At 66.1% G+C, this 13,268-nt stretch carries 9 protein-coding genes; 8 read left to right on the top strand and 1 reads right to left on the bottom strand.

Annotation, left to right across the window (positions count from 1 at the left end; all coding sequences use genetic code 11):
• Window positions 1-118 precede the first annotated feature (118 nt).
• The 3 genes from recO (at window position 119) to HHA01_RS09890 (ending at window position 2,225) form a co-directional block, all read left to right on the top strand.
• A complete protein-coding gene (recO, locus tag HHA01_RS09900) occupies window positions 119-814 on the top strand; it encodes a DNA repair protein RecO (RefSeq protein WP_141320236.1) in 696 nt (231 codons plus the stop codon).
• Window positions 815-1,041: 227 nt separating this feature from the next.
• On the top strand, window positions 1,042-1,851 hold the full coding sequence (pdxJ, locus tag HHA01_RS09895; RefSeq protein ID WP_141320234.1) for a pyridoxine 5'-phosphate synthase: 810 nt from the start codon (window positions 1,042-1,044) through the stop codon (window positions 1,849-1,851).
• On the top strand, window positions 1,848-2,225 hold the full coding sequence (locus HHA01_RS09890; protein ID WP_141320232.1) for a holo-ACP synthase: 378 nt from the start codon (window positions 1,848-1,850) through the stop codon (window positions 2,223-2,225). Before pdxJ ends, HHA01_RS09890 begins: the two co-directional genes overlap by 4 nt.
• Here HHA01_RS09890 and HHA01_RS09885 read toward each other — a convergent pair.
• Window positions 2,165-4,900: an ATP-binding protein gene (locus tag HHA01_RS09885; protein ID WP_141320230.1), complete on the bottom strand. Its 2,736-nt coding sequence runs from the start codon at window positions 4,898-4,900 to the stop codon at window positions 2,165-2,167. The two genes, HHA01_RS09890 and HHA01_RS09885, sit on opposite strands and share 61 nt — an antisense overlap.
• 117 nt (window positions 4,901-5,017) lie before the next feature.
• Between HHA01_RS09885 and cysM the strand changes: the two genes are divergently transcribed.
• From cysM to ppc, 5 genes are read left to right on the top strand one after another with little or no spacing between them, the layout of a single operon-like run.
• On the top strand, window positions 5,018-5,914 hold the full coding sequence (gene cysM, locus HHA01_RS09880) for a cysteine synthase CysM (protein ID WP_141320228.1): 897 nt from the start codon (window positions 5,018-5,020) through the stop codon (window positions 5,912-5,914).
• 1 nt (window position 5,915) lies between these two features.
• A complete protein-coding gene (locus HHA01_RS09875; RefSeq protein ID WP_141320226.1) occupies window positions 5,916-7,358 on the top strand; it encodes a TRAM domain-containing protein in 1,443 nt (480 codons plus the stop codon).
• Complete coding sequence (gene relA, locus HHA01_RS09870) at window positions 7,351-9,723, top strand: GTP diphosphokinase (RefSeq protein ID WP_246053874.1); 2,373 nt, start codon at window positions 7,351-7,353, stop codon at window positions 9,721-9,723. The genes HHA01_RS09875 and relA overlap by 8 nt, the downstream gene beginning before the upstream one ends.
• On the top strand, window positions 9,723-10,583 hold the full coding sequence (gene mazG / locus HHA01_RS09865) for a nucleoside triphosphate pyrophosphohydrolase (RefSeq protein WP_141320224.1): 861 nt from the start codon (window positions 9,723-9,725) through the stop codon (window positions 10,581-10,583). The genes relA and mazG overlap by 1 nt, the downstream gene beginning before the upstream one ends.
• The gene (gene ppc / locus HHA01_RS09860) at window positions 10,580-13,228 is read left to right on the top strand and encodes a phosphoenolpyruvate carboxylase (protein ID WP_141320222.1); all 2,649 of its coding nucleotides are present in this window, start codon (window positions 10,580-10,582) and stop codon (window positions 13,226-13,228) included. Before mazG ends, ppc begins: the two co-directional genes overlap by 4 nt.
• Window positions 13,229-13,268 lie beyond the last annotated feature (40 nt).

Raw genomic sequence — 13,268 nt, 5'->3', positions numbered from 1 at the left:
GGTTAGGAGTGGGGGGTGAGGAGTGAGAGGGCACTCAAACTTCACACCTCACACTTCACACCTTCCGCCTCACACCTGCCACCTCACGCTTGATTTCCTCGCACCTCGAGCCTCAATCATGACACCTGAACCGGCTTACCTGCTGCACAAGCGTGCTTACCGCGAAACCAGCGCCCTGATCGAGCTGCTGACCTTTCGCCATGGGCGTGTGCGTGCCGTGGCGCGAGGCGTCCAGCGTCCGGGGAGCCGATTGCGCGGCGTCCTGCAGCCGTTCGCGCCCCTGCACGTGACCTGGAGCGGCAGTGGCGATCTCAAGCGCATGAGCCTGATGGAAAGCCGTGGTTCGGCCGCGATGCTGGTGGGCGAGGGCCTGCTCTGCGGCCTCTACGCCAACGAGCTGCTGGCGCGCTTGCTGCCCGTGGAACTGCCGGTGGACGATGTCTTCGCCTTCTATGGCGCGACCCTGGAGGCCCTGCCCAAGCCGGATGCCCGGGCGAGTGCCCTGCGTCAACTGGAGCGGGCCCTGCTCGAAGCGCTGGACGCCGACCCGCGCTTCTGCGGGCCCGAGGGCGAGGCACTGGACCCCCAGAGCCGCTACGTCTTCGACGCCAGCTCGCGCGGCTTCGTCCCCGGTCAGCCCGGCATCGACGGCCGCACCCTGAAACTGCTGGCCAGCGGCGACTGGCGCTCCCCCGGACTCGCCGGCCCCGCCAAGGGCGTGATGCGCGCCGCCCTGGCACCGCTGCTCGGCACCCGACCCCTGCGCTCGCGGGAACTGATGCGACAACTCGCCGAACGGAGGAGGGCAGAGTAGCTGGAAGAAGGAAGAAGGAAGAAGGAAGAAGGAAGAAGGAAGAAGGAAGAAGGAAGAAGGAAGAAGGAAGAAGGAAGAAGGGTCTTGCGGCGTGAGCTTCGGTTTTTATCCTTGCCTTCACTCTTCACTCTTCACTCTTCACTCTTCACTCTTCACTCTTCACTCTTCACTCTTCACTCTTCACTCTTCATCCTATGCTCATTCAACCCTTTCATGGAGAGATCGCGATGCATCCCCCCCGTATTCTGCTTGGTGTGAACATCGATCATGTCGCGACGCTGCGTCAGGCGCGTGGTACCCGTTATCCCGATCCGGTGCAGGCGGCGTTGCTGGCCGAGGAGGCCGGGGCGGATGGCATCACCGTGCATCCGCGCGAGGATGGTCGCCATATCCAGGTGCGTGATGTGCGCCTGCTGGCCGAGGTCCTCAACACGCGCATGAATCTGGAAATGGCGGCCACCGAGGCGATGATCGCGCTTGCCGAGGAAGTGCGGCCGGCGCATGTCTGCCTGGTACCGGAGAAACGCGAGGAGTTGACCACCGAGGGCGGCCTGGATGTGGCGGGCAGCCTGGAGGCGGTCAGCCAGGCCTGTCAGCGCCTGGCGGCTGTGGGCTGCGATGTTTCGCTGTTCATCGATCCCTGCGTGGAGCAGGTCGAGGCCGCGGCTCGGGCAGGCGCGCCGACCATCGAGCTGCATACCGGAGCCTATGCCGAGGCCCGGGGGCAGGCCGCACGCGATGAGCATGCCCGCCTGGTAGCGGCGGCCGAGATGGCCGTCGAACTGGGGCTGGTGGTCAACGCCGGGCATGGCCTGAATTATCACAACGTCGAGGCCGTGGCGGCGATTTCCGGCCTGCACGAGCTCAATATCGGCCATGCGATCATCGGCCGGGCGCTGTTCGTCGGACTCAAGGAAGCCGTGGCCGAGATGAAGCGTCTGGCGATTGCCGGTCAGGAAGCCGGCCTGCTGGCCGCGGTGGAAGACCATGAACACGATCATGATCATGGAGCGGACGGGAGCTGCTGCGGCGCATGATCATCGGCATCGGCACCGATATCGCCCGGGTGGCGCGTTTCGAGCGCGCCATCGAGCGTCACGGCGAACGCTTCATCGAGCGGCTGCTGGGCGAGGTCGAACGCACCGGCTTTGAGGCACGAGACCGCTCGGTGAACTATCTGGCGAAACGCTTCGCCGCCAAGGAGGCCTTCGTCAAGGCGCTGGGCACCGGGCTGCGGCATGGCATGAACTGGACCGACATCCAGGTGGTCAATGATTCACTCGGCCGCCCCGTGCTGCAACTGAGCGGTCGGGCCGAAGCGCTGGCGGCGGCGGCCGGCGTGCAGCGCCATCATGTGTCGCTATCCGACGAGGCCGAGTTGGCCGTGGCCTTCGTGGTGCTCGAGGCCTGAGACCGCTGCCAGTGGCGCAGGCCCTGCATGGCCGTATACAGATCCGGCAGCAAGGGCTGGATGGCGTCGCGACCGCGCGAACGCAGCCGGGTCTCGAGTGTCTCCACCAGCAGTGCCAGGCGCGGCACACCGCAATAGCGGCAGGCGCCGTTGAGAGCGTGCACGGCATCCAGCAGGGTCTCGTCATCGCCCTCGGCGTTGGCGCGCCGTATGTCGGCTTCGCTCTCGTCCAGCGAGTCGATGAGATGATCCAGCAACTGACGCGCCAGACCTTCCCGTCCCCCGGCGAGACTGGCACCCAGCGCCAGGTCTACCTCGGGCAGCTCGTCGTCGGCGTCGCGCTCGGGGGCGACCTGGGGAGCCGGCGTGCTGGCCGCTATCTCGATACCGGTCCCCAGATGGTGACGAAAGAGCTGATCGAGCTTGTGGGTGTCGAGGGGTTTTTCCAGCATGTCGTCGAGACCGTTGTCCAGCAGATGCTGGCGTTGGTTGTCCTGCACATGAGCGGTCACGGCGATGATCGGCAGCTGTTGCCAGCGGCCTCCCATACGGCGCAGGGCACGCGTCGCTTCCACGCCGTCCATGCCTTCCATGCGAATGTCCATCAGGACCATGTCGAAGCGTTGCTGCTCGGCCATCGCCAGCGCCTCCTCGCCGCTGGTCGCCGTCGTCACCTTGCTGCCTGCATCCTCAATCAGTTCGCGCAGCAGTACCCGGTTGGATTCAGTGTCATCGACGCACAGGATATGCCGGGCCCTGGCCGGCTCCGGGGCCGGCAGTGAAGGCGTCGTTTTGCCCACGGGCAGGCTGGTGCCGCCGCGCGCCTGGCGGTGAACCTCCTGGATGGCTTCGGCCAGCGCATGCCGTGATACCGGCTTGCTGATCACCTTGCCGCCATGCGGGAAAGTGACGCCCTCGGGCAGTTCCGGCGGGGTGGCATTGACCATCAGGATGACCGGACAGCCCAGCGTCGTCAGCCGTTCACGCCAGCCATTCAGATCGGGCTGTGCGGCTTCTTCGGCCGTCAGGCCGATCAGCGCCACCTGAACCTCCTCGAACAGGGCTTCGTCGAGGGTGTAGGGCCGGGCGCCCCAACGCCTGATGAGGTGGCGCAGGGCACGCCGAGTCGTCTGGTGCGCCTCGCTGATGACGACCCGCAGGCCGTTGAGCTCCACCTCGGGAGGGCGTTCGCTGGTGTCGCTGCCGTTCAGCGGCAGGGTGAAGGCGAACTCCGAGCCCTGTTCGGGCGCGCTTTCGACACTGATTTCGCCGCCCATCTGTTCCACCAGCTGGCGACAGATGGCCAGATCCAGGCCGGTGCCGCCGAAGCGTCGTTGATGGCTGCTTTCGCCCTGACTGAAAGCCTCGAACAGCTGCTGCTGGAAGGCGCGCGACAGCCCGATACCGGTATCGCTGACCGAGATGCGCAGCGTCGTCTGGTACAGGGCCTGTTCCTGCACGGCGACCCGCACGATGACCTCGCCCTGCTGGGTGAACTTGACGGCGTTGTGCACCAGGTTGGTCAGTACCTGCTGGATGCGCAGCGGGTCACCGGTCAGTTCGAGGGGCACATCGTCATAGACCAGGCCCAGCAGTTGAAGATCCTTCTGCTGGGCCTGGGGCGCCTGCAGGCCGAGGACCTCGTTGACCAGTACCACCATATCCAGTGGTCGATGCTCGAGTTCGAGGCGGCCGGCCTCGATCTTGGAGAAATCGAGGACGTCGTTGACCAGCATCAGGAGGTTGTCGCAGGCACGCTGCACGTGCTCCAGCCACTCGCGCTGGCGGGCCGTCAGTTCGGAGCGCTGCAGCAACCGGCAAAAGCCGATGATGCCGTTGAGCGGGGTGCGAATCTCGTGGCTCATGTTGGCCAGGAATTCCGACTTGGCTCGGTTGGCCTCCAGGGCGCGCCGATGAGCCAGGTCGAGCTCGACATTCTGCACCTCGATGGTCTCCATGGACTCCTGCAGCTCCTTGGTGGCCTGTTCCACCCGGGTCTGCATGTCGGAGTGCGTGACCGCCAGCTGGTCGCGCAGCATGTTCAGGCCCCGGGTGAGCCGCGCCAGTTCGGCGGCGGCGGGCAGGTCCAGTGGGGCGGGCGTCAGGCCCGCGGTCAGGCGCGACAGGCTTTCACTGGCCTCCTCCAGCGGATGACTGATGCGGCGCAGCGTCGAATAGGCGACGATGAACAGCAGCAGTCCACAGACGAGCAGCATCAGGCCGCCGCTGGCCAGCTTGCGGTAATGGTTCAGGGCCAGCGCCGAGGCATCGATGTCGATCAGCAGGCGCGCATCCGCCGACGACAATGGCCAGCGCAGCCGCCATTTGGCATCGTGCTCGACCAGCCTGTCGGGCCGCTCGAGCGTTGCCTCGGGCAGGCTGCGCAGGCGCCCCTGCTCGACCAGCGCCCGGCCGGACGGGGCCTCGATGGTCAGGGCGCGGACCTCCTCCAGGTCCATCAAGCGAGCGGCGATGGCCTCGAGACGCTGCGGGTCCCCGGCGCTCAGGGCCTGTTCCAGGCTTGGCACCAGCATCCGGGTGGTCTGCTGCATGCGCTCGGCGAGCTGGCGGTGATTCTCTCTGTATTCCAGCTGGCTGACGGCGAAGACCAGCAGGGCCAGCAGCGTCAGTGGCAGTACGAGAATGCACAGCATCAGGCGTGTCTTCAGGGACATGGGCGCGCCTCGCAGGAAAATGTCGTGGTGCAGTATGGCATAGCCGCGGTCGATGCCTGTCCAGCTCGGGCGGGCGAAGATATAATGTTTTACAGACTTTTCCATAAGGAAGGCTGAATGCAATTCCCCACCCTGGAAGACACCATCGGCCATACGCCGCTGGTACGCCTCAAGCGCATTACCGCCGGCCGCAATAATACCCTGCTGGCGAAACTCGAAGGCAACAACCCGGCGGGTTCGGTCAAGGACCGTCCGGCGCTGTCGATGCTCGAGCAGGCCGAGAAACGCGGCCACATTGCCCCGGGTGACACCCTGATCGAAGCCACCTCCGGTAATACCGGCATTGCACTGGCCATGGCCGCGGCCATCAAGGGCTACGAGATGGTGCTGATCATGCCCGAGAATGCGTCCAGCGAGCGCAAGCAGGCCATGGCGGCGTTCGGGGCGCGTCTCATCCAGGTCAGCCAGGAAGGAGGCATGGAAGAAGCCCGCGATCTGTCCGAGGCGATGATCGCGCGCGGCGAGGGCAAGCCCCTCGACCAGTTCGCCAACCCGGACAACCCGCTGGCGCACTACGAGACCACGGCACCGGAGCTGTGGGAACAGACCGCTGGCAGCCTGACGCATTTCATCAGTTCCATGGGCACCACTGGTACCATCATGGGCGCGTCCCGGCGCCTCAAGGAATACAACCCCGACATCCAGATCATCGGCCTGCAGCCCGAGGATGGTGCCAGCATCGCCGGTATCCGCCGTTGGCCGGAAGCCTATCTGCCCGGCATCTTCGACGCCTCGCGGGTGGACCAGGTGCTGGATATCGGCCAGCGTGAGGCGGAAGACGGCATGCGGCGACTGGCACGCGAGGAAGGCATCCTGGCCGGTGTCTCCTCCGGCGGGGCCCTGGCCGGTGCACTGCGCCTGGCGGAAAACCTGGAGAACGCGGTGATCGTCTTCATCGTCTGCGATCGGGGCGATCGCTACCTGTCCACCGGTCTCTTCGCTGCGGAGAACTGAGGTGGCGGGTCTCGGCAAGCGGCGGCCGGCCCGGTCACGTTCGGGCGTCTCCGGCCTCGATCAGCCACGCCACGCATCGCATGCCACCTCCGGGGCGGACTCGAGCCAGGGCACCAGCGAGCTGACGATCCACGGGCTGGCCCATGACGGCCGTGGTGTCGGTCGCCATGCGGATGGCAAGACCGTCTTCGTCGACGGTGCGCTGGATGGCGAGCGGGTGCGTGCCAGCGTGCATGTCTCGCGCAAGCGCTTCGATGAAGCCCATGTCAGCGAGGTGGTGGAGGCCTCCCCGGCGCGGGCGACACCGCCCTGTCCCCACTATGGGCGCTGTGGCGGTTGTGATCTGCAGCACCTGGCGGTGGCGTCGCAGCGCGAGCACAAGGTCGGGGTGCTGCGCGAGCTCATGGCCCGCCAGGGCGTCGAGCTGCTCGGAGAGATCCAGGTGCTGGCGGGGGACGCCGAAGGCTATCGACGTCGTGCCAGGCTCGGCGTGCGTGTCGACAGCAACGGCCGGGTCCGGATGGGCTTTCGCGCCCGTCACAGCCATCGCCTGATCGATCTCGAGACCTGCTCGGTGATGCGTCCGGAACTCGCCGAGCTGCTCGCCCCCCTGCGCCAACACCTGGAGTCCCTCGAGGCCCCGCGCCACGTCGGTCATCTCGAACTGCTGGCCACGGATGACGCTGTGACCCTGGTACTGCGCCAGTTGCGCCAGCATGACGGCGATCTGGAGCGCTGGCGTGTCTTCGCCGGCCAGCATGGGCTCAACATCGGCGTCTGGCTGGGGCGCGACAACCCGCGTTTCGAGTGGCTGAGCGCGCCCGAACGACTGAGCTGCCGGCTCAGGGTCGATCGACAGGTCCTGCAGCTGGGACTCGAGCCCGGCGACTTTCTCCAGGCCAACGAGGCCGTCAACCAGTGTATGGTGGATAGCGTTGTCGAGTGGCTGGCCGCGCTGCCCGCGGATACCCCGGTGCTGGACCTGTTCGCCGGCATCGGCAACTTCAGCCTGCCGCTGGCGGCCCGCGGCGCCCGGGTCATGGCGGCCGAGGGCAACGCCGCCATGGTCGAGCGCCTGGCCGCCAATGCCGCGCTCAATGAGCTGACGGTCGAGGCCCGTCAGGCGGACCTCGGCGATGCCACGGCCGTCGAACGACTGCTGACCGAGCTGGCGCCGGAGGTGCTGGTGCTCGATCCGCCGCGCAGTGGCGCCAATACCCTGTGTCGGCAGCTGACATATCGGCCGGTTCCCCGAGTGCTGTACATTTCCTGTGATCCGGCCACCCTGGCCAGGGATGTGGCCCGCCTGGTGGAAGCCGGCTATGTGATCCGGCGCAGCGCGGTGGCCGACATGTTCAGTCACACGTCACATCTCGAATCCATGCTGCTGCTCGAGCATCCTGACTCGATGCGGCAGCGGCAAGGAGCATCAGCCCATGGTTAAAGTGCGTGACAACCAGCCGCTGGACCCGGAGGGCAGGGTCGATATCGGGCGCTGGGTCGAACGCCTCGAGGACGATGTCAAGTTGCGTTCGGCCGAAGAGATGCGCGCGGCCTGCGAGCTGGCCCAACAGCTGGAACTGGCCTCGGAACGCCCGCACAAGGCCTGGTTGAAGGATGGCTCGAGCTTTCGCATGGGGCTCGAGATGGCCGATATCCTGGGCGAGCTGCGTCTCGACCAGTCGGCCCTGGAGGCCGCCGTGCTGTATCGCGCCGTGCGCGAGCAGTTGATCAGCCTGCAGGACGTCGAGAAGCGCTTCGGTGACGAGGTCGCCGGCCTGATCAATGGCGTACTGCAGATGGCCGCCATCAGCTCCGCGCAGACGCCGAGCCAGGACTTCGAGCAGCATGACCAGCAGGACAACCTGCGCAAGATGCTGGTCAATATGATCGACGATGTGCGCGTCGCGCTGATCAAGATCAGTGAGCGTACCTGCGCCCTGCGCCAGGTCCGCGACGCCCCGCGCGACAAGCGCCTCCAGGTGGCTCGCGAGGTCTTCGACATCTATGCCCCCCTGGCGCATCGCCTGGGCATCGGCCACCTCAAGTGGGAGCTCGAGGACCTGTCGTTCCGCTATCTGCACGAGAATGACTACAAGGCCATCGCCACCCAGCTTGCCGAAAAGCGCCTGGATCGCAATCGCTACATCAGCGATGTCGTCGATACCCTCAAGTCGTTGATGGATGCCCAGGGCATCGAGCATCAGGTCGATGGCCGCGCCAAGCACATCTATTCGATCTGGCGCAAGATGCAGCGCAAGCGCATCGACTTCTCCCAGGTGCATGACATCCGTGCGGTGCGCATCCTGGTGCCCCGCATCAGCGACTGTTATGCCGTGCTGGGCATCGTGCACTCGCGCTGGCATCACGTGCCCAACGAGTTCGATGACTACATAGCCAACCCCAAGAAGAACGGCTACCAGTCGCTGCATACCGCGGTCTTTGGCCCGGAGAACAAGATTCTGGAAATCCAGATTCGTACCTTCGCCATGCACGAAGAGGCCGAGCTCGGCGTCTGTGCGCACTGGCGCTACAAGGGCCACGACACCAATGCCCGTAGCGCCAGTTATGAAGAGAAGATCGCCTGGTTGCGCCAGGTGCTGGAATGGCAGGAGGAGGTCGGCGACTTCGGCGACCTGCGCGAAGGCCTCTCCAGTGACGTGGCCCCGGACCGCATCTATGTCTTCACCCCGGATGGCCACGTGATCGACCTGCCCAGGCTGGCCACCCCCATCGACTTCGCCTACCGCGTGCATACCGAGGTGGGCCATCGCTGCCGGGGCGCCAAGGTCAACGGCCGCATCGTGCCCCTGACCTACAAGCTCAACACCGGCCAGCAGGTGGAGATCCTCACCGCCAGCAAGGGCGGGCCGAGCCGCGACTGGCTCAACCCCAGCCTGGGCTATGTGTGCACCTCGCGGGCCCGCGCCAAGATTCAGTCCTGGTTCAAGCACCAGGCGCGCGACCAGAACCTGGAAGAAGGGCGGGCACTCTTCGAGCGTGAAATGAAGCGTCTCGATGTGGAAGGCATGGACCTGACCCGGCTGGCCAACCGCGTCAACTATCTCGGCCCCGATGACATGTACGCCGCCCTGGGCGCCGGGGATCTGCGCATCGGCCAGGTGCTCAACCAGGCACAGCAACTGTTCGGCGAGAACGACGAACACCAGGAACTCGACAAGCTGCTGTCCAAGCCCAGGCGTACTTCCGGCAAGGGCGATGACGACGACATCACCGTGCTCGGCGTGGGCAATCTCAAGACCAACATGGCCAACTGCTGCCATCCGGTACCCGGGGAGGCCATCGTCGGCTTCATCACCCAGGGGCGTGGCGTCACCGTGCATCGCCAGGACTGCCCGAACATCCTGCAGCTGCGGCTGGACGAACCCCAGCGGGTCATCGAAGTGGAGTGGGGCGAGCGGGCCAACACCCAGTATCCGGTCGATATCGAGGTCCAGGCCTGGGACCGCTCCGGCCTGCTGCGCGACGTGACGGCGGTGCTGAGCAACGACAAGGTCAATGTGCTCTCGGTGAACACCCTCACCGATACCGATGACGGTATCGCGCGGATGATGATTACCGTCGAGGTGGATGGGCTGGAAACCCTGGGCCGGCTGTTTTCGCGCATTCAGCAGTTGTCCAACGTCATCGAGGTGCACCGCCTGCGCTCGGGTGGCAAGCAGGCCGACGCGGAACCCAAGCATCAGGGCAGCGCCGGGGCGGACAAGAAGGCGGCGCAGAACAAGGGCGCGCAGAAACCCCGCTCGGACAAGGCCAGGGGCAGCGGCAAGAAGGGGGGCAAGCGCTGATGAACCAGCCACGTCATGACATCGAGGACCTGCTGACGCTGATGGCCGTGTTGCGGGATCCGCAGCAGGGCTGTCCCTGGGACGTCAAGCAGGACTGGGACAGCATCGTGCCGCATACCCTCGAGGAAGCCTATGAGGTGGCCGATGCCATCGAACGGCGTGCCTTCGATGAATTGCCGGGTGAGCTGGGTGATCTGCTGTTCCAGGTCATCTATTACAGCCAGTTCGCGGCCGAGGAACAGCGCTTCGACTTCCATGAGGTCGTGGATGTACTGACCCGCAAGATGCTGGCGCGCCACCCCCATGTATTTCCGGACGGCACCCTGGCCTCGCGCCGCCAGGGCGTGCCCGCCGCCGAGGTACAGACGCAAGAGGTCAAGTCGCGCTGGGAGTCGCTCAAGGCCGACGAGCGCGAGGCGCGTGAGGCGCGCTCGGTGCTCGACGATGTGCCGCGCACGCTGCCGGCACTGTCGCGGGCGGCCAAGCTCTCCAAGCGTGCCGCCGGGGTCGGCTTCGACTGGCCGGACCGCCGCGGGGTCATCGACAAGTTGCGCGAGGAGCTCGACGAGGTGGCCGAGGCCCTGGAGGCCGAGGATCACGAGCATGCCGCGCAAGAGGTCGGCGACCTGCTGTTCGCCACCGTCAACCTGGCGCGTACCCTGGGGGCCGACCCGGAACGCTGCCTGCGCGATACCAATGCCCGATTCGAGCGGCGCTTCCGCTATGTGGAGAATGCCCTGGCCGCACAACAGGTGCCACTCAGCGAGGCTGGGCTGGCGCGCATGGAGGAATGCTGGCAGCAAGCCAAGCAACGCGAAACCAACCCCCTGTCATCGTCGGAAGGAGAAACTCGATCATGAGTCATGACCTGCACGAATCGCTACGCGACAATGTCCGGATACTGGGCGATAGCCTGGGGCGCACCATCGCCGATGATCTGGGGGAAGGCTTCGTTGATCGCATCGAGACGATTCGCAGCCTTGCCAAGCGTGGCCGACAGGGCGAAGCCGATGACCAGCGTGAACTGATCGAGTACCTGCGCCAGTTGCCGGAAAGCGAGCTGTTGCCGGTGACCCGGGCCTTCAACCAGTTCCTGAATCTGGCGAACATCGCCGAGCAGCATTACCGGGCGCGCTTTCGCCGCGTCGAGGACTACAAGCCCGGCAGTCAGCCGGTGCTCGGCGAGCTTCTCGACCGGGCACGCCGCGAAGGGCACTCAGCGCGCAAGCTGGTCGAAAGCCTGGCCAACATGCGCGTCGAACTGGTGTTGACCGCGCATCCCACCGAAGTCATCCGCCGCACCCTGATCCAGAAATACGACGCCATCGATGACTGCCTGACGGCCATCGAGTCCTCCGCCGACTACCCCGAGCGCGGTGCCCGCGCCAAGGGCCGCCTCGAGGAACTGATTGGCCAGGCCTGGCACACCGACGAGATCCGTCACGAGCGGCCCACCCCGGTGGACGAAGCCAAGTGGGGCTTCGCGGTCATCGAGAACTCGCTATGGCAGGCCGTGCCCGACTTTCATCGTGACCTCGACAACCTGCTGCTGGATACCGCCGGCGAGCGCCTGCCGCTGGATGCGGCGCCGATTCGCTTCGCCTCCTGGATGGGCGGCGACCGGGACGGCAACCCGAACGTGACCTCGAAGGTCACCCGCGAGGTACTACTGCTGGGCCGCTGGATGGCCGCCGATCTCTACCTGCGCGACCTCGAGCAGCTCAAGACCGAGCTCTCCATGTGGAAGGCCAACAGTGCGCTCAAGGCCGAGGTCGGCGACGTCGCCGAACCCTATCGCGAGTTGCTCAAGCGACTGCTGGCGCGGGTCGAGGCCACGCGCGACTGGGCCAAGGCCGAGCTGGAAGGGCGCCCCCATGAAGGCGGGCCGATCATCGAGACCCGTGACCAGCTGTTCGCTCCGCTGCTGACCTGTTACCGCTCGCTGTGCGACGTGGGGCTGGATACCATCGCCAACGGCGTGCTGCTCGATACCCTGCGCCGCGTGGCGGTGTTCGGCGTGACCCTGACCAAACTTGACCTGCGTCAGGAAGCGAGCCGTCACGAACAGGTCATGGAAGAACTCACCGACTCGCTGGGGCTCGGCCACTACAGCGACTGGGACGAAGCCCAGCGCCAGGATTTCCTGCTGACCGAGCTTGGCTCGCGGCGTCCGCTGATCCCGCGTCACTGGGACTGCTCGGAAGAGACCCGCGAGGTGCTCGATACCTTCCGGGTGGCGGCCGGCGAGCATGCCGAGGCGCTGGGCACCTACATCATTTCCATGGCCGGGCAACCCTCGGACGTGCTGGCCGTGGCGCTGCTCATGAAGGAAGTCGGCGGCAATGCCAAGCTGCCCATCTCGCCGCTGTTCGAGACCCTGGATGACCTGAACCGGGCCGGGGATGTCATCGACCGCCTGCTGGCCCTGCCCGGATACCGCGAGCTCGTCGGGGACCGCCAGGAAGTCATGATCGGCTACTCGGATTCGGCCAAGGACGCCGGTCAGCTGGCCGCCGCCTGGGCCCAGTACCGCGCCCAGGAGACCCTGGTCGAGGTGTGTCGTCGTCACGGCGTCGACCTGACCCTGTTCCATGGTCGTGGCGGCACCGTGGGGCGTGGCGGTGGCCCGGCCCATGCCGCGATCCTGTCGCAGCCCCCGGGTTCGGTGAACGGCAGTCTGCGGGTGACTGAGCAGGGCGAGATGATTCGCTTCAAGTTCGGCCAACCCGAGATCGCCCTGCGCTCCATGGAAATCTATACCTGCGCGGTGCTCGAAGCCTCGCTGCTGCCGCCGCCGACTCCCGAGCCGGCCTGGCGCGAGGAGATGGACAAGCTGGCGGAAGTGGCCCACAGCGCCTATGTCGGGGTCGTGCGCGAGGATCCCGACTTCGTGCCGTACTTCCGCTCGGTGACCCCGGAGAGTGCCCTGGGCCGCCTGCCGCTCGGCTCGCGTCCCGCCAAGCGGCGCCAGGACGGCGGCGTGGAGACGCTGCGCGCCATTCCCTGGATCTTCGCCTGGACCCAGACACGCCTGATGCTGCCGGCCTGGCTGGGCAGCGGCGAAGCCTTCGCCAAGCGCCTGGAAGACGAAGGCGGCCTGGAAGTGCTGCGCGACATGCGCGACCGCTGGCCGTTCTTCGCCACCTACCTGGAAATGCTGGAGATGCTGCTGGCCAAGGCGGACGTCAGCATCGCCGCCTACTACGAGCATCGGCTGGTCGATGAACCGCCGCTGAAAGCCCTGGGGCAACGGCTGCGCGACCGCTTCGGCAACCTGCATCAGGTGGTGCTGGAAATCCTCGACCAGCAGGAACTGCTGGAAAACACCCCGCTGATCCGCCAGGCCGTCGAAGTACGCAACCCTTACATCGACCCGCTGCACGGCCTGCAGGCCGAACTACTGCAGCGTAACCGCGACGCCGACGGCGCCATCAGCGCCGACCTCTCCCGCGCCCTGATGGTCACCATGGCCGGCATCGCCGCCGGGTTGAGGAATACGGGGTAGGCCCGGCGCAGCCGGGCCCCGGCTGCGCCGGGGGCCCGGG

This window comes from Halomonas halmophila, from assembly GCF_006540005.1.
In the GTDB taxonomy this organism is placed as follows: domain Bacteria; phylum Pseudomonadota; class Gammaproteobacteria; order Pseudomonadales; family Halomonadaceae; genus Halomonas; species Halomonas halmophila.
This window is presented reverse-complemented; position numbering and strand designations above follow the sequence as displayed.